A 17,316-nucleotide genomic window follows, 5' to 3' on the forward strand; every position below is an offset into this window, starting at 1 on the left:
TCCACTTAGGAGGTGATTGATTTTGCCAGAAGAAATATTATCCCAAAATGAGATAGATGCACTATTATCTGCTATCACGTCTGGTGAAATGGATGCAGAAGAATTAAAAAAAGAAGAACAAGAGCAAAAAGTTAGAGTCTATGATTTTAAACGTGCACTTCGCTTTTCGAAGGATCAAATTCGCAGTATTTCGCGAATCCATGAAAATTATGCTCGTCTATTAACGACTTTTTTTTCTGCACAATTACGTACATATGTTAATATTACCGTCGCATCGGTTGACCAAATTCCGTATGAAGAATTTATCCGATCAATACCAAAGATGACAATATTAAACGTTTATAGTGTGGAGCCTTTAGAAGGCAGAGTGTTAATGGAGGTAAATCCAAATATCGCATACAGTATGATGGATCGGATTTTAGGTGGGAAAGGGCATAGTGATAAACAGGCGAATAATTTAACCGAAATTGAAACATTAATTATGTCGCAACTATTTGAAAAATCGGTCACGAACTTACAAGAGGCTTGGGGAACAATCGTTGATATTAATCCAATCCTTGAAGAATTTGAAGTGAATCCGCAATTTTTACAAATGGTATCACCGAATGAAACGGTCGTTGTCGTTTCGTTAAACACGCAAATAGGAGATGTAAGTGGGATGATTAATATTTGTATCCCACATATCGTGTTGGAACCAATTATTCCGAAGCTATCTGTGCATTATTGGATGGAAACTGGTACGAAGGAAAGGGATCCGGAAACATATGAGCAAATCTCAAGACATATTAAGCAAGTACAAGTAGAGGCGAAGGTAATCTTAGGTCAGTCGAAAATTTCGGTAAATGAACTATTAAACTTGAAGAGAAATGATATTATTTCGCTTAATCAATCGATTGATGAAGCCCTACAATTTGTTATTAATAATGAACCTAAAATGCTTGTTCAGGCAGGTCAAATGAAAAATAGAATTGCGGTTCAAGTATTGGAAGAAATAAAGGGGGGAGTTTTCAAGTGATGGATGACGGCATGTTATCACAAGATGAAATAGATGCACTATTAAATGTAACAGAAGATAATGATGAGGAGACTGAACAAACAACAAATGAGGATCCTTATTTAACATCTCTTGAAAAGGATACATTAGGCGAAATAGGTAATATTTCATTAGGAAGTTCAGCAACAACTTTATCTACTCTATTAAATCAAAAGGTAGAAATAACTACACCAACTGTATCGATCGTTAAAAAGACTGGATTTAAAGAAGAATTTCCATACGAACATGTAAGTTTACAAGTTGATTATATGGACGGGTTTGATGGTGAAAATATTTTCCTAATGAAGGCACAAGACGCTGCCATTATTTCTGACATTATGTTAGGGGGAGATGGACATTCTCCTAAAGAAGAATTATCTGAAATTGAACTTAGCGCTGTTCAAGAGGCGATGAATCAAATGATGGGGGCATCTGCAACGAGTATGTCGACTGTTTTTAATAAACGGGTTGATATATCACCACCACTCGTTGAATATGAAGACATTGATAAACTAGAGGAAGTGCATAGTAAAATTGAAGGGGATGTGTTTGTAAAAGTATCTTTTCAATTAAAGGTGGGTGATTTAATTGATTCGAATATTATGCAACTAATTCCACTTGACTTTGCCAAAGTGTTAGTAAATCAATTATTAAATCCAAAAGAAGAGATTGCGGCAACCGAAGCTCCCGAAAAACCATCTGTTGCGGAACAAGAGCAAATGGAGCATAAATCTCAAGTGAACAAGATGGTCGAACAACCTACAGTAGCTACTAATCAGAGTCCGCAACATATCGGGACACATATGAATGAAAATTCGACGATTCAAACGGCGTCATTTTCAAATTTTGAATCAGTAGAGCTTTCAGAAACTAAGCAGCGAAATTTAGATATGCTACTTGATATTCCATTAACTGTAACTGTTGAATTAGGAAGAACGAATCAAACGGTTGAAGACATATTAGAATTAACGCAAGGGTCAATCGTTGAGTTAGATAAATTAGCAGGCGAACCAGTCGATGTTCTCGTCAATAATAAATTAATTGCAAAAGGGGAAGTAGTTGTAATTGATGAGAACTTTGGAGTGCGGATAACAGATATTGTTAGTCAAAAAGACCGTTTAATGAAACTTAATTAATTTTTATGAGGTGAATAATGTGGCACAAAGTGTTCTAATTGTTGATGATGCAGCTTTTATGAGAATGATGATTAAGGATATTTTAATTAAAAATGGCTATAACGTGGTAGGAGAAGCAGAAAATGGCAATATTGCAGTTGAGAAATATAAGGAATTAACTCCCGATTTAGTTACGATGGATATTACAATGCCAGAAAAAGATGGAATTACAGCTTTAAAAGAAATAAAAGCCCTGAATCCAGATGCAACGGTAATCATGTGTTCAGCTATGGGACAACAGGCGATGGTAATTGATGCAATTCAGGCAGGAGCAAAAGATTTTATCGTAAAACCTTTTCAAGCTGATCGGGTGATTGAGGCAGTATCAAAAGCGTTAGCATAAAAAGTGAGTGAATACAATGGGTAGAAAAATAAGCTTCATCATCTTATTCAGTGCAATGATTTCTTTATTTGTCGCAACCAATATAAGTAATGCAGAAGTGAAAAATGTCAAAGATTGTTTAGAAGCAAGTGAAGATTGCGAAGAACTAAAACAACCTGTTCAAGGGGATAGTAATCATTTAGTTGAAGACGAACCAGTACCTTCTACTTCAATCGTTATGAATTTTATTAAAATGATATTCGCATTACTTCTCGTACTTGCACTTATTTATTTCATCTTAACGTTTATTAAAAAACGAAACAGACTATTTTCAAATGTACATGTATTAGAGAACCTTGGTGGGATTACAGTGGGAACGAACAAATCGATCCAACTAGTAAGAATTGGCGCAAAAGTTTATCTTATTGGTGTTGGTGATAATGTCGAAATGCTTCAAGAAATAACGGATGAAGAAATAGTACATACATTATTGGAAGAAGAAGAACAGAATGCTCAATCTTCAACATTCATAGGAGCTTTTTTACAAAAGGGAAGTTTTCGATCCGATGAAAAAAACAAACAATTTACTAGCACACTTGAAAAGGAGTTAAACAAGATAAAAGATAAGCGGCACCGAATGATACATCATATGAAAGAGAAGGATGATCGACATGGATGAGTTTATTAATCTATTTTCTAGCTCTGACCCTTCTGCCATATCGACATCCGTAAAACTTATCCTTTTATTAACCATATTATCTATAGCACCGGGCATATTAATTTTAATGACGTGTTTCACGAGAATTATTATCGTGTTATCATTTGTTCGAACATCATTAGCAACTCAGCAGATGCCACCAAATCAAGTGCTAATTGGACTTGCACTGTTTTTAACGTTTTTTATTATGGCTCCAACGTTTAATCAAGTGTATGAAGAGGCGTTAAATCCATTATTTCAAAAAGAAGTAACGTTGGATGAAGCGTATGAAAGTGCTTCTGTTCCGATTAAAGAGTTTATGTCTAAGCATACGAGGCAAAAAGATTTAGCATTGTTTTTAAATTATACAAATCAAGAACCACCAGAAACGGTACAAGATATACCACTTACGACACTCGTTCCAGCTTTTGCTATTAGTGAACTAAAAACAGCTTTTCAAATGGGGTTTATGATCTTTATCCCTTTTTTAATTATCGATATGGCTGTTGCTAGTATATTAATGTCTATGGGTATGATGATGTTGCCACCAGTAATGATTTCTTTACCTTTTAAAATATTATTATTCGTTTTAGTTGATGGTTGGTATTTAATTACCTATTCGTTGCTTCAAGGTTATTAACGTATTTTTTTCAAAAAGAAGGTGTTTTCGCTTGAGTAATGAACTAGTATTAACGCTTGCTGAAAGAGGGATTTTCACTATATTATTAGTTGCTGGACCGATTCTATTATTAGCTTTAGCAGTCGGTTTAGCTGTTAGTGTTTTTCAAGCAACGACACAAATCCAGGAGCAAACACTAGCATTTATCCCCAAAATTATCGCTGTCCTCATTGGCATCGTTTTTTTTGGACCTTGGATGTTAACAAAATTAGTTGAATTTACGACAGATTTATATCAAAATATAAATCTTTTTGTAGGGTAAAAAATGCTAGATTTAATTGATTTATCAACCATTCCTACGTTTTTACTAATATTTGCTAGAATCATTGCTTTTTTTGTTGCTTTACCATTGTTTTCTTATCGGACGATACCGACGATGTTTAAAATTGGTATTAGTTTTTTCCTAAGTCTCATGATGGTATCGAGCTTAGATGTCGGTATCATTGAAGTGGATCATTTATTTATCTTTTTATTATTAAAAGAAGTCCTAGTCGGATTACTCATTGGATTAATCGCTTATATTATTTTATCCGCTGTCCAAATTGCGGGTGGTTTTATCGATTTTCAAATGGGCTTTGCGGTCGCCAATGTGATCGATCCACAGACAGGGGCACAAAGTCCGCTTGTTGGGCAATATTTTTATATGTTTGCACTTCTCTTTTTATTATCGGTTAATGGCCATTATTTATTAATAGATGGAATATTTAATAGTTATCAATTTATTCCGATCGATTCGTTTCTATCATTTAATGATATTTTTAGTGAATTTATTATCCAAACATTTAACAAAATGTTTCTCATCGCGTTTCAAATGGCAATCCCTTTAGTTGGTTGTTTATTTTTAGTCGATGTTGCTTTAGGTATTATCGCTAGAACCGTACCACAACTTAACGTATTTGTCGTCGGATTACCATTAAAAATTGCTGTTAGTTTTACCGTACTTTTATTTTTTATTAGCATATATATCGTTTTGGCAAAATTGTTATTTGAGACGATGTTTGAAACGATGAGAGATTTGATGGTCATTCTCGGAGGTGGCTAACGTGCGATTGAAATTAGATTTACAATTTTTTGCTGGTGAAAAAACAGAAAAAGCTACTCCGAAAAAAAGGGAAGATGAACGTAAAAAAGGTAGGGTCGCAAAAAGCCAAGATATAAATACAGCATTGCTTTTGCTAGCTTCCTTCTTTTTACTTTTCGTCATGGGAACGTATATGAAAGAGCATATGTTATCTTTATACGCCACTACGTTCACTGAATTTATTCATTGGGAAGTCGATTTGGAATCTAGTAATAAATTATTGAAAGAAGTATTAATTCAATTTGCTTTCATTGTTGCACCAGTGATGACCATCGCTTTTATCATATCCATTGCAGCAAATTTATTACAAGTAGGATTTCTATTTACGACAGAACCATTAAAATTTGACTTAAAAAAAATTGATCCAATCAAAGGCGCTAAACGTATTTTTTCCATTCGAGCCCTTGTTGAACTATTAAAGTCACTTTTAAAAATTGTTTTTATCGGGACAATTACCTTTACCGTCATTTGGATGTTTAAAGATGAAATGATGATGTTAGCTTTAAAACATCCGGAAAATGCAGTAGCTTTTTTCGGAAAAGTGACGATTATAATGGGGATCGCTGCCACCATCGCACTTCTTTTTCTTGCCGTCCTTGATTACATGTATCAAAAATATGATTTTGAAAAAAACATCAGGATGTCAAAACAAGATATTAAAGATGAGCATAAAAATGTAGAAGGTGATCCATTAATTAAATCAAAGCTACGGGAGAAACAACGCCAAGTAGCAATGCGACGTATGATGGCTGAGGTTCCTAAAGCAGATGTCGTTATTACGAACCCAACCCATTATGCGATAGCAATTAAATATGACGAATCCGTTACTTCAGCGCCATATGTTGTTGCAAAAGGAACGGATCAGACAGCACAGAAAATCAAGGAAATTGCCAAAGAGCATCAAGTGATGACAATGGAAAATAAGCCATTAGCACGTGCTTTATATGATCAAGTCGAAGTAAATGATGTGATTCCAGAACAATTTTATCAAGCGGTAGCAGAAATATTAGCATTCGTTTATCAGAATGAAAAAAGAGTGAATTAGTTAGGGGTATTTGAATGAAATTACGAGATTTATCAGTACTTTTAGGAGTTATCTTAATAATAATTATGTTAGTCATTCCATTACCGGGATGGTTATTAAGTGTGCTCATCTTATGTAATATTTCGCTAGCGCTTCTCGTCATACTTGTATCGATGAATACTCAGGAAGCTTTACAGTTTTCGATTTTTCCTTCCTTATTATTATTACTAACTTTATTTCGCCTCGGATTAAATGTCTCCACAACGAGATCTATTTTATCTAAAGCAGATGCTGGCGGGGTAGTTGATACGTTTGGTTCATTTGTTATCGGGAATAATCCATTAGTTGGATTCGTTGTGTTTATCATTCTCGTTATCATTCAATATATCGTTATTACGAAAGGTGCCGAACGTGTATCGGAAGTATCTGCTCGCTTTACATTAGATGCAATGCCCGGAAAACAAATGAGTATAGATGCCGACTTAAATGCTGGACTTATATCAGAACAAGAAGCAAGAGAAAGACGAGAAAAGGTAGAAAATGAAGCAGATTTTCACGGGTCAATGGATGGTGCTTCCAAATTTGTAAAGGGAGATGCCATTGCCGGAATTATTATCGTTTTAATCAATATCATTTTTGGCTTAATTATCGGTATGGTTCAGATGGATATGACGTTTCAAGAAGCGATAAATACATTTATGCGTTTAACAGTTGGGGATGGCTTAGTAAGTCAAATCCCAGCATTGTTAATTGCTACAGCTACCGGTATTGTCGTAACACGTGTAACGACAGAAGGTAACTTAGGAAGTGATGTATCAGATCAGCTACTTCAATATCCGAAATTACTATTTATAGCGGCGGGGACGATATTTTTATTAGGATTAACACCAATTAATTTTATGTTAACGACGATCATTGCTGCTTTTTTGGCGATAAGCGGATATGTTTTATTACAAAAAACAAAAGAAACAGAACAAGTTCCTGATGAAGCATTGGATGAAGAAGATAGTGAAAGTATGAAGTCAACAGAAAATGTTGTTAATTTACTTAGTGTGGATCCAGTCGAATTCGAATTTGGTTATGCACTTATCCCTCTCGTTGATTCAAGTCAAGGCGGGGATTTATTAGATCGGATTGTGATGATTCGTAGGCAACTCGCCATCGAACTCGGTGTGGTTATTCCAGTCGTACGAATTCGCGATAATATTCAACTAGAACCGAACGAATATCGGCTTAAAATTAAAGGGAATGAAGTAGCAAAAGGGGAGCTGCTTCTCGATCATTATTTAGCAATGACACCAGATTTGGATGATGATCATATTGACGGTATTCAAACGAAAGAGCCAGCATTTGGTTTACCAGCTAAATGGATTAGTGAAGATAAAAAAGAAGATGCAGAAATTTTCGGTTATACAGTAGTTGATCCACCATCTGTTGTATCAACACATTTAACAGAGGAAATGAAACGAAACGCTCATAATTTATTAGGAAGAAAAGAAACGAAAGAATTAATGGATCATTTACGTGAAGACTACTCTATTTTAGTAGATGAGGTAACACCTGATCCATTATCAATAGGGGATATTCAAAAGGTACTAGCAAATTTATTAAAAGAGAATATCTCCATTCGCAATTTACCTGTTATTTTCGAAACGTTAGCTGACTTTGCAAAGATGACGAATGATACTGACTTATTAACCGAGTATGTCAGACAATCTTTAGCTATTCAAATTACGAAACAATATGCGGGTGAGAGCGATGCTTTAAAAGTCATTACAACTTCAGCAGACGTGGAAAACTTAATTTCAACTAATATCCAGCAAACAGAACATGGGAGTTATTTAGCATTAGATCCACAGTCACAAGAAAATATCATTCAAAATGTATATAAAGAAGTAGAAAAAGTTTCCTTACAACATGAAAATGTTGTCGTATTGTGCTCACCGACTGTGCGAATGTATATGAAACAGTTGTTAGAACGGTCATTACCGCAAATAGCAGTTCTGTCTTATAACGAATTAGAACCAAATGTCCAAGTGCAAAGTGTTGGGGTGGTGAATGTAGCGTGAAAGTAAAAAAGTATGTAGCAAAAACGATGCAAGAGGCCATGAAAGAAATAAAAAAAGAGTTAGGTCCAGATGCTGTCATATTAAATAGTAAAGAAATTAAATCTGGGGGAATTTTAGGATTATTCCAGCAAAAAAGCATGGAAGTAATTGCGGCGATTGATAAAGAACCAACCTTGCCAAAAAAGGGATCGAAACAAGTAATAACCCGACAATATAACATGACTAAACAAGCAGAACAATCACAAGTTTTAGATGAAATTAAACATTTAAAGGAATTACTTGCTACCCAATCATTTCAGTCAGAAAATAATTTTCCGCCAGTCTATGAGAATGCATTTAAATATTTACTGGAACAAGAAGTCTCCGACACTCTTGCACTAGAAATAATGCAATCAATCGTAAAAAAAGGAAAAGAAGATGAACATGTAACAAAAGTTCAAATGAAAGAATTATTAAATGAAGAAATAGAAAAAAGGTTAGCACATGTATCTTTCAAAGGAATCTCAGAAGCTAAAAGAATCATTCAATTCGTTGGACCAACTGGTGTTGGAAAAACGACAACTTTAGCAAAGGTAGCCGCTCTTAGTATGTTAGAGCATCGTAAAAAAATAGCGTTTATTACAACAGATACATACCGTATTGCAGCAATTGAACAATTAAAAACGTATGCGAGAATTTTAGATGTCCCAGTCGAGGTTGCTTATTCTGTAGAGGATTATGAACGCGCATTACAAACATTTGCCCATTTTGATTATATTTTTGTCGATACCGCGGGTAGAAACTTTCGCGATGAACGGTATGTACAAGAACTAAAAAACATGCTCGACTTTAAAAAGGATCAAGTAGAGACGTATTTAGTTTTATCCCTTACAGCTAAGAAAACAGATATTATGGATATTTATCACCAATTTACATGGCTACCTGTCGAGAAAGTTATCTTTACGAAAATGGATGAAACATTAACATTTGGTAGCATATTAAATATTGGAGCCTCTGAAAATATCGATATTGCATACATTACAAATGGTCAAGATGTCCCAGACGATTTAGTTAAACCAAATAAACAAAAGGTTAGTCAATTAATTTTAAGTAGGTATGCCAATGTATGATCAAGCTGAACGTTTACGGAATCGTTTAAAAGGTCAGGATAAACAAGCAAAAACGATTGCGATTGTAAGTGGAAAAGGCGGAGTTGGCAAATCGAATACAGCTCTTAATTTTTCCATCGAATTACAAAACAGAGGGAAGAAAGTGTTGCTTTTTGATTTAGATGTAGGCATGGGGAATATTGATATATTACTAGGCAATGAATCTAAACATTCGATCGTAAACTTATTTAACGAATTTTTACCGATTCATGATATTATAGAACTAGGACCTAAAGGCCTATCTTATATTGCAGGTGGTTCTAGTTTAAATGAACTTATTCAACTTGATGAAGATAAACTAAACTATTTTTATGAACAATATGATCGGTTAGTTAACGATTATGACTATATTTTATTTGATCTTGGTGCGGGGGCATCCATAAGTAGTATGTCATTTGTACTATCATCAGATGAATGTGTCGTTATTACAACACCTGAGCCAACATCGATTACAGATGCTTACAGTATGATAAAACATATTATTTTAAAACGGAAAGATATGCCCATTTCAGTCATTATGAACAGATGCAATAGTCGAAAAGAAGGAGTCCGAACATTAGAAAAGTTTAATCAAGTAGTTTCCCACTTTTTACATAGTAATATTATCAAAATGGGGATGCTTCCAAATGATCAAATCGTGTCCACCGCTGTTATTAGGCAAACACCTTACATACTATTAAATAAAAATGCTCCCGTTTCGAAAGCATTAAATGAAATAGTAACGAATTTTTTACAACAAACGAATGAATTAAATGAATTACAGCGGGTCTCATTTGTGCAAAAATTGAAACACTTTTTGTCTAAGGAATAGAGGGGATCATCATGCGAAAAATAAAAGTTTTCATTGTTGATCAATCTATTTCAGTCTGTAAACAATTAGAAGATATGCTTCTTACATATGAAACAGTGGAAGTTGTTGGGATTGCGACAGAAATAGTAGATGCAACCGAATATTTAAAAACTACATCGCCGAATCTTATGTTATTAGATGTAAATTTACCGACAGAAAGCGAAAAGACAGCCTTAGAAATAATGTTAGATATGAAGGCAATACCAGTCATCGTGCTATCGGACGGTTCTGTTCAACAGACCGCCAAAACAGTACAAGCAATGGCGAATGGTGCGGTAGATTTTATCAAAAAAACGATCCCTGCGAATAGTAAAGGCCAATATGAACGAGAAGTCTTATCAAAAATAACACAAGCTATTAGTACGAAGCGTATCCGTTCGACAAGGAGAAATCAGCCTATTAATCATGGTAAACAATTAAAAATAAGGCAGGAAAACCGAAAAAAACAACAATCTCATACAAGGGCACCTATTATTGCAATAGGTACCTCAACGGGTGGTCCTAGAGCATTACAACGTATTATTGAAGGTATCCCAAAAGATTTTCCAGCTCCAATTTTAATTGTCCAACATATGCCAGCAACATTTACAAAGTCTTTAGCCGTCCGTTTAAATAAAATAGGTCAGATCCGTGTAAAAGAAGCAACAAATAATGAAGTAATTAAAAAGGGAACCGCCTATATTGCTCCAGGCAATTATCATATGCAAGTGAAACAAATAGCGGCTGAATTAAGGATTGAAATTAATCAAGAAAAAGAAAATGTTGGGCATCGCCCTTCTGTAGACATTTTATTTAAATCACTTGCAATGATTGATGACATTCATAAAATAGCAGTAGTTCTTACAGGGATGGGAAAAGATGGAGCAGAAGGCGTCAAAAAAATAAAACAATTAGATGATGAAGCAATTATCATCGCCGAGTCGAGAGAAACAGCAATTATTGATGGCATGCCAAGTGCAGCAATTGCTACAAACAGTGTCACCGAAGTGATTCGTTTAGACGAGATCGCTAAGGCACTAATAGAATACTCAAAATAGATAGGGGGAATTATGTTGGAAACAACACAATATTTAGACATTTTTATTGACGAGAGTACAGAACACCTAGACACACTCTATCAACAACTTTTAGCACTTGAAAAAAATCCACAAGAAAAAGCAATCATTGAAGAAATTTTTAGAGCTGCCCATACGTTAAAAGGGATGTCAGCTACAATGGGTTTCGAAGATTTGGCGAGCTTAACACATAAATTAGAAAACATATTCGATGGAATTCGTTACGACAAAATCTCTGTTCAAACAGAAATGATGGATTATTTATTTGTAGCTGTTGATCATTTAAATGCCATGGTGGAAGATGTTGCTAATGGTGGGGACGGAAAAAGAGATGTAGCTGATATAGTGAACCAATTGGATAAAATTGAAAAAGGTGAAAATATTACGAAGGAAGAGTCGAGTCCTAAAAAAGAAGTAGAAAGCTTGAACACTACCACCTTACAATTAGATGAATTTCAACTAACGATTTTAAGTGAATCAAAAGACCGTGGGTTTGATAATCACGAAATAATGGTTCAACTTAGAGAAGATTGCCTGCTTAAAGGTGCACGGGTATACATGGTCTTTGAGTTACTCGAAAAGATGGGAGAGGTAATTCATTCAAATCCTACTGTCAATGAGTTAGAAGAAGAAAATTTTGATTTTATGTTCACCGTGATGTTCGTTACAAAAGAAAAAGCGAATGATATTCAAGCGAAACTAATGAAAGTGTCGGAAGTGGAAGAGGTAACGGTAACGCCATTTTCATTGGATGCGTATAAAGAAGCGCAAGACGAGGTCTTAGATAAGGAACCAAGGAAACAAATGAAAGAAGTGGAAGCAACGAAAAAAGCAACGAAAAAAGAAGTGAAAAATGTTGCAAAAGCTGCACCATCAAAGACGATCCGTGTCAATATAGAAAGATTAGATATTTTAATGAACTTATTTGAGGAATTAGTAATTGATCGCGGGCGCTTAGAACAAATTTCGCTAGATTTAAATAACAATGAGTTACAAGAAACAGTTGAAAGAATGTCTAGAGTGTCTAGTGATTTACAAAATATTATTTTAACGATGCGTATGGTACCAATTGATACCGTATTTAATCGATTCCCAAGAATGATTCGACAATTGGCTAGAGAATTACATAAAGATGTGGAGATTGACATAATCGGAGCCGATACAGAACTTGATCGAACAGTAATTGATGAGATTGGTGACCCTTTAGTTCATTTAATTAGAAACGCGATGGATCATGGGATAGAAACACCTGAAGAAAGAGCAGAAAAAGGTAAACCATCTCAAGGGAAAATTACGTTAGAAGCTTATCATAGCGGAAACCATGTGTTTGTAGAAATATCAGATGATGGTGCCGGAATCAATAAAGAAAAAGTGAAAAATAAAGCAATTGAAAAAGGGGTCATAACACAAAGCGAAGCGGAAGTGTTAACAGACCAACAAGCATTTGAACTTATTTTGGAAAGTGGCTTTTCAACGAATGAGGAAATTTCTGATGTTTCAGGACGAGGCGTTGGCCTTGACGTTGTTAAGAACACCATTGAATCACTTGGAGGTAATATTTCGATCGATGCGGTACCAGGTGGAGGCTCCACTTTCTCCATTCAGTTACCACTAACATTATCGATTATCTCTGTTTTATTAGTCGAACTTCAAAATGAAAAATATGCAATACCATTATCATCGATTATTGAAACAGCTATATTAAGAAAGGAAGAAATATTTAGCGCTCATAATAATAAAGTGATCGATTTTCGTGGGAAAGTAGTACCACTCGCTTTTTTAAACAACATTTTTGATGTTCCATCAGATAAGGAAGAAGTGGATGAATATGTTTCCATTGTAATTGTACGAAAAGGGAATAAATTGACTGGTTTAGTTGTCGATTCCTTTATCGGTCAACAAGAAGTAGTTCTTAAATCACTAGGTGACTATTTGACAAATGTGTTTGCGATTTCAGGAGCAACGATATTAGGGGATGGAGAAGTCGCCCTCATCATTGATAGCAATTCCTTAGTTAAATAATTTTAGGATTGGAATGGGAGGTTAGATGGATGAATGAAGTAAATGGATTGGAAAATAAATTAATCGTTTTTAGACTTGAAGGGGAAGAATATGCTATTTCTGTTCAAAGAGTTGGTTCGATCGAAAGAATTTTACCGATTACTCGGGTTCCATCGACACCAAGTTTTGTAAAAGGTGTAGTTAATTTACGGGGAGTGGTCACACCTGTGATCGATTTGAAAGAGCGATTTCACGAAAAACAAACGACATTTACAGAACAAACAAGAATTATTATTGTTCATATTGATGATATAACAGTCGGCTTAATCGTGGATGAAGCAAATGATGTTCTTGATATTCAACAAGATCAAATTGAGCCAGCTCCTGAAGCAGTTGGTTCTGCCGTCGTTGAATATATTAGTGGGGTCATTAAATTAGAAAAGCGGTTATTCATTTTACTAGACTTGGAGAAAGTGTTGAATAAAGCTGATATGACGGAATTAAGAACATTGGAAGGATAAGGATATGAAGTCAAAGAAATTATCAGACTTACAAATAGATGTATTACGAGAAATTGGTAATATCGGTGCTGGTAATGCAACTACTTCTATGTCACAACTAATTAATAAACAAGTCATGATGAAAGTACCTTCTGTAAAGGTAGTTACAATCAATGAAATGATGGACATTATTGGTGGACCAGAAAAGCTCATTGTCGCGATTTTCTTTAGAATTAAAGGAGAAATTACCGGCACTGTTTACTTCGTCTTAACATTGAAAGAAGCGGAATATTTAGTTCGTCAAATGACAATGAATAACGAACTGTCCATTTTAGAAAATGGGGAAACAGACGAATTAGCCGTTTCGGTTTTACAAGAAGTTGCCAACATATTAACAGGATCTTATTTATCTGCCTTAGCCGATTTTACACAATTAAATATGAAGCCTACAATACCATACTTAAGTATCGATATGGCGGCTGCTACTTTAGTTACTGGGTTAATTGAATTATCTCAAGTAACTGATTATGCCATTATTATCGATACAAAAATTACCGGGAATGAAGAAGGAGAAGGTGCAAAAGGTCATTTCTTATTAATACCAGATCCAGCATCCATTCCAGAACTATTTAGTGCATTAGGACTTAATCAACATGAATAAGACCGTCGTAAAAGTGGGGATTGCTGATTTAAATATTATCCAATCACCTGATAAAATACGTACTTCGGGTTTAGGATCCTGTGTTGGTATTGTTTTATATGATTTAACGAAACAAGTAGCAGGACTAGCTCATATTATGCTTCCTGACTCAAGTTTAACAAAACAAAAAAATTATAATAAATATAAATATGCGGATACGGCAATCGACATTTTAATTGATAAACTCATAGAAAAGGATGTAAGGAAATTTAGTATCAAAGCTAAAATAGCTGGTGGAGCGCAAATGTTTCAATTGAATTCGGCAACTGACGTAATGAGAATTGGTCCGAGAAATGTAGAAGCTGTGACAAAAATACTTCATATGCATCGTATACCAATTGTAGCATCTGATGTGGGTGGAAACAGTGGTAGAACGATAGAATTTGACCCGATTTCTGGGAATTTAAAAATACGAACTGTCAATAAGGGCGAAAAATTAATCTAATAAATAGTTATCAGAACAAACATCAAATAGTACATGATGGGTGTTCTGTAGCAAAAGCGGGGAGGAGCAAAAGATGTCAGCAAATAACTCCCATTATGTTCAAGAGTTATGGAATAATTGGATTGAAAATAGCGACGAAGAAGCTGCAAATGGACTGTTAGATCACTATATGTATTTAGTTCAGTTTCATGTAGAGAGAGTAGCTAGCTATATTCCGGTCAGTTACGATAAAAATGACCTAAAGAGCTTAGGGTTAATGGGCTTATATGATGCGCTAAATAAGTTTGATCCTACCCGTAATTTAAAGTTTGATACGTACGCAACGATTAGAGTACGTGGAGCTATTATGGATGGATTACGAAAAGAGGACTGGTTACCAAGATCATTAAGAGATCAAGCGAAGAAAATTGAAAAAGTAAGTGAAGAATTAGAGCAACAATTAAAACGAACGCCTACTTCCGAAGATATTGCTAATGAATTAGGAATGGAGCAAGAGGAAGTCGAATCGACTATTAGTAATACTTTATTTGCTAATGTTATTTCAATCGATACAAAATATACGCAGGTAGATTCTGAGGATATGACAACGATAGGCGCAACAATTGTGGATGATCATTCCATTTCTCCAGACGAACAAGTTCTATATATAGAGCTCAAAGAGGAATTAAGTAATGGCATTAAAGAACTGAATAAAAACGAACAAATTGTGATTAGTTTATTTTATGTAGAGCAACTAACATTAACGGAAATTGGACAAGTATTAAATTTAACGACATCAAGAATTTCACAGATCCATAAACGAGCCATTTTTAAGCTTAAAAACATCCTGGAAAAAATGCGCGTTTCATATTCACCTACTCCTTGAAAGGGGGAAAAAATATGAAGGACTTACATGAGCTATTTGACATAAAAATAGCAAAAGATCAATTAAGTGCAGAATTATATTACAATGAACCAGAAGAAGCGAGAAGTATAAACATAAATTGTGCAGAATTAATGGAGATGTTGAAAGAAAATAATATTGTATTTGGTATTGATGAACAAAAAATCGCTGAAATTACAACCAATATCTCTTCTCACCATTTTCCGGTATCGATTGCAAAAGGGATTTCTAAAGAAGATGGGAAAGACGGTAAGCTCATCTATAAACTTGATCTAAATACGGAAATTGACCGTTCAGATGGCTGGGATTTTCGAGAGGTAATGCGTATACCAACTGTACAAAAAGGGGATAAGCTTGCCACGATTATCCCCCCTTCCAAAGGAAAGAACGGTAAAAACGTCTTCGGCAAAGATGTTTTAGCAAGACCTGGCAAACCAGTTTTAATGAGACCAGGTAAAAATGTAAGATTTAGTGAAACAGACCAAACTTTTTATGCGACAGCTGAAGGACAAGTGAATTTTGGTGTAAAGTCAATCAATGTTTATACTGTTTATGAAGTACATGAAGATATTTCGATGAAAACCGGCAATATTGATTTTGTCGGAACGGTCGTCATTCGAGGAGATGTGCCGACCGGTTTTACAGTGAAAGCATCAGGAGATATTAAGATATTTGGTCTTGTGGAAGCTGCAACTATTATCGCAGAAGGTTCCGTATTTATTTCTGAAGGAATGGCGGGGCTGAAAACAGGAACCATTCAAGCAAATGAAGATGTGCATATTGGCTACATAAACCAAGGAAATGTAATTGCGGGAAATAGTATTTTAGTTGAAAATTCTATCCTTCATAGTGAATGTTCTGCTAGAGTTGATATAAAATGTCAACGAGGAAATATAATTGGCGGTGTCTTATCAGCAGGAAGAGCTATTAAAGGAAAAGATATTGGGAATAGAATGAATACGCTAACAGAGCTATCTTTTGGTGTGGACAAGAAATTATTTGATGAGCAAGTTAAATTGGAAACAGAGAAAGAAAATTTAAAGGACAATTTGCGTAAATTACAATTATTAAAAGCTAAAATGGAAAAAGAAACACATTTGAAAAATAGTCAAAATAGGATAACACTTTTAAAATTGAGGCATTCATTTAATAAAACGAAAGAACAACTCGATGATATTGATAGTCAACTAGAATCGATCAATGCTAGTCTAGGTAGTCTTGAAGATACTTTCTTAAAAGTAAAAGGAACCATTTTTCCAAATGCGGTCGTTTCTTTCGGAAAATATCGGCGAACAATTGACAGAAACTATGATAATGTTACGATTAAAATGGAAAGAAATGATATTGCGATTTCACCTTATTAACAATTTGTCACCTTGTAACTAAACTTTCGCACCAATAAAATGAATTTAAACAGTTTGCTTGGTTATGCTCGGGATACTTCCAACTATATCCATGACAACCTTGGTATAATAAACTGCTTTTCAAAGGATAGATAATGCGAAAACTTCTCCTACCAAATAGACTTGTTGCTTATTACACATAAGAACTAAACTGCGACGTAACTGCTAGGTTGTTTTAATGACCAAAAGGCATGTTTTCCATGCCGGTTGTATCACTAATTCAATAGGATGAAAAAAGTCAACATTCCGTT

The 17,316-nt window shown here is 34.8% G+C and carries 18 protein-coding genes; all 18 read left to right on the top strand.

Annotated elements, in window-relative coordinates:
* Positions 1-22: 22 nt before the first annotated feature.
* On the top strand, positions 23-1,015 hold the full coding sequence (fliM, locus tag DFR56_RS05580) for a flagellar motor switch protein FliM (RefSeq protein WP_110394454.1): 993 nt from the start codon (positions 23-25) through the stop codon (positions 1,013-1,015).
* Positions 1,012-2,169, top strand: a complete 1,158-nt coding sequence (gene fliY, locus DFR56_RS05585; protein ID WP_110394455.1) for a flagellar motor switch phosphatase FliY — start codon at positions 1,012-1,014, stop codon at positions 2,167-2,169. The genes fliM and fliY overlap by 4 nt, the downstream gene beginning before the upstream one ends.
* A gap of 19 nt (positions 2,170-2,188) precedes the next feature.
* A complete protein-coding gene (locus DFR56_RS05590) occupies positions 2,189-2,551 on the top strand; it encodes a response regulator (RefSeq protein WP_110394456.1) in 363 nt (120 codons plus the stop codon).
* Positions 2,552-2,567: 16 nt separating this feature from the next.
* Positions 2,568-3,209: a flagellar biosynthetic protein FliO gene (locus DFR56_RS05595; protein ID WP_110394457.1), complete on the top strand. Its 642-nt coding sequence runs from the start codon at positions 2,568-2,570 to the stop codon at positions 3,207-3,209.
* On the top strand, positions 3,202-3,867 hold the full coding sequence (gene fliP / locus DFR56_RS05600; protein WP_110394458.1) for a flagellar type III secretion system pore protein FliP: 666 nt from the start codon (positions 3,202-3,204) through the stop codon (positions 3,865-3,867). Before DFR56_RS05595 ends, fliP begins: the two co-directional genes overlap by 8 nt.
* Positions 3,868-3,898: 31 nt before the next feature.
* Positions 3,899-4,168, top strand: a complete 270-nt coding sequence (fliQ, locus tag DFR56_RS05605) for a flagellar biosynthesis protein FliQ (protein WP_110394459.1) — start codon at positions 3,899-3,901, stop codon at positions 4,166-4,168.
* Positions 4,169-4,171: 3 nt separating this feature from the next.
* A complete protein-coding gene (gene fliR, locus DFR56_RS05610) occupies positions 4,172-4,948 on the top strand; it encodes a flagellar biosynthetic protein FliR (RefSeq protein WP_110394460.1) in 777 nt (258 codons plus the stop codon).
* 1 nt (position 4,949) lies between these two features.
* Positions 4,950-6,032 carry a flagellar biosynthesis protein FlhB gene (gene flhB, locus DFR56_RS05615; RefSeq protein ID WP_110394461.1) on the top strand — a complete coding sequence of 361 codons (1,083 nt, stop codon included), beginning with the start codon at positions 4,950-4,952 and terminating at the stop codon, positions 6,030-6,032.
* A gap of 14 nt (positions 6,033-6,046) precedes the next feature.
* Complete coding sequence (flhA, locus tag DFR56_RS05620) at positions 6,047-8,080, top strand: flagellar biosynthesis protein FlhA (RefSeq protein WP_110394462.1); 2,034 nt, start codon at positions 6,047-6,049, stop codon at positions 8,078-8,080.
* Positions 8,077-9,189: a flagellar biosynthesis GTPase FlhF gene (flhF, locus tag DFR56_RS05625; protein WP_110394463.1), complete on the top strand. Its 1,113-nt coding sequence runs from the start codon at positions 8,077-8,079 to the stop codon at positions 9,187-9,189. The genes flhA and flhF overlap by 4 nt, the downstream gene beginning before the upstream one ends.
* The gene (locus tag DFR56_RS05630; protein ID WP_110394464.1) at positions 9,182-10,039 is read left to right on the top strand and encodes a MinD/ParA family protein; all 858 of its coding nucleotides are present in this window, start codon (positions 9,182-9,184) and stop codon (positions 10,037-10,039) included. Before flhF ends, DFR56_RS05630 begins: the two co-directional genes overlap by 8 nt.
* An 11-nt stretch (positions 10,040-10,050) precedes the next feature.
* Complete coding sequence (gene cheB / locus DFR56_RS05635; protein ID WP_110394465.1) at positions 10,051-11,115, top strand: chemotaxis-specific protein-glutamate methyltransferase CheB; 1,065 nt, start codon at positions 10,051-10,053, stop codon at positions 11,113-11,115.
* A 15-nt stretch (positions 11,116-11,130) separates the two neighbouring features.
* Positions 11,131-13,155 carry a chemotaxis protein CheA gene (locus DFR56_RS05640; protein ID WP_110394466.1) on the top strand — a complete coding sequence of 675 codons (2,025 nt, stop codon included), beginning with the start codon at positions 11,131-11,133 and terminating at the stop codon, positions 13,153-13,155.
* A 29-nt stretch (positions 13,156-13,184) separates the two neighbouring features.
* Positions 13,185-13,655 carry a chemotaxis protein CheW gene (locus tag DFR56_RS05645; protein WP_110394467.1) on the top strand — a complete coding sequence of 157 codons (471 nt, stop codon included), beginning with the start codon at positions 13,185-13,187 and terminating at the stop codon, positions 13,653-13,655.
* A 4-nt stretch (positions 13,656-13,659) separates the two neighbouring features.
* Positions 13,660-14,295 carry a chemotaxis protein CheC gene (locus tag DFR56_RS05650; protein ID WP_110394468.1) on the top strand — a complete coding sequence of 212 codons (636 nt, stop codon included), beginning with the start codon at positions 13,660-13,662 and terminating at the stop codon, positions 14,293-14,295.
* Positions 14,288-14,779: a chemotaxis protein CheD gene (locus tag DFR56_RS05655; protein WP_110394469.1), complete on the top strand. Its 492-nt coding sequence runs from the start codon at positions 14,288-14,290 to the stop codon at positions 14,777-14,779. The genes DFR56_RS05650 and DFR56_RS05655 overlap by 8 nt, the downstream gene beginning before the upstream one ends.
* Positions 14,780-14,852: 73 nt before the next feature.
* The gene (locus DFR56_RS05660; RefSeq protein ID WP_110394470.1) at positions 14,853-15,644 is read left to right on the top strand and encodes a FliA/WhiG family RNA polymerase sigma factor; all 792 of its coding nucleotides are present in this window, start codon (positions 14,853-14,855) and stop codon (positions 15,642-15,644) included.
* Between the two features lie 14 nt (positions 15,645-15,658).
* Positions 15,659-17,026 (top strand): flagellar assembly protein A, encoded by a 1,368-nt coding sequence (locus tag DFR56_RS05665; protein WP_110394471.1) that lies wholly within the window; start codon positions 15,659-15,661, stop codon positions 17,024-17,026.
* The last annotated feature ends 290 nt before the right edge of the window (positions 17,027-17,316 follow it).

This window comes from Pseudogracilibacillus auburnensis, from assembly GCF_003201975.1.
Lineage (GTDB): Bacteria > Bacillota > Bacilli > Bacillales > Amphibacillaceae > Pseudogracilibacillus > Pseudogracilibacillus auburnensis.

Bases quoted from the DNA above. Each gene is read 5' to 3' on its own strand.
- DFR56_RS05645 (WP_110394467.1), top strand. From the start codon at position 13,185: ATGAATGAAGTAAATGGATTGGAAAATAAATTAATCGTTTTTAGACTT.
- DFR56_RS05660 (WP_110394470.1), top strand. From the start codon at position 14,853: ATGTCAGCAAATAACTCCCATTATGTTCAAGAGTTATGGAATAATTGG.
- DFR56_RS05595 (WP_110394457.1), top strand. From the start codon at position 2,568: ATGGGTAGAAAAATAAGCTTCATCATCTTATTCAGTGCAATGATTTCT.
- cheB (WP_110394465.1), top strand. From the start codon at position 10,051: ATGCGAAAAATAAAAGTTTTCATTGTTGATCAATCTATTTCAGTCTGT.
- DFR56_RS05650 (WP_110394468.1), top strand. From the start codon at position 13,660: ATGAAGTCAAAGAAATTATCAGACTTACAAATAGATGTATTACGAGAA.
- fliR (WP_110394460.1), top strand. From the start codon at position 4,172: ATGCTAGATTTAATTGATTTATCAACCATTCCTACGTTTTTACTAATA.
- fliP (WP_110394458.1), top strand. From the start codon at position 3,202: ATGGATGAGTTTATTAATCTATTTTCTAGCTCTGACCCTTCTGCCATA.
- DFR56_RS05655 (WP_110394469.1), top strand. From the start codon at position 14,288: ATGAATAAGACCGTCGTAAAAGTGGGGATTGCTGATTTAAATATTATC.
- DFR56_RS05665 (WP_110394471.1), top strand. From the start codon at position 15,659: ATGAAGGACTTACATGAGCTATTTGACATAAAAATAGCAAAAGATCAA.
- flhA (WP_110394462.1), top strand. From the start codon at position 6,047: ATGAAATTACGAGATTTATCAGTACTTTTAGGAGTTATCTTAATAATA.
- DFR56_RS05630 (WP_110394464.1), top strand. From the start codon at position 9,182: ATGTATGATCAAGCTGAACGTTTACGGAATCGTTTAAAAGGTCAGGAT.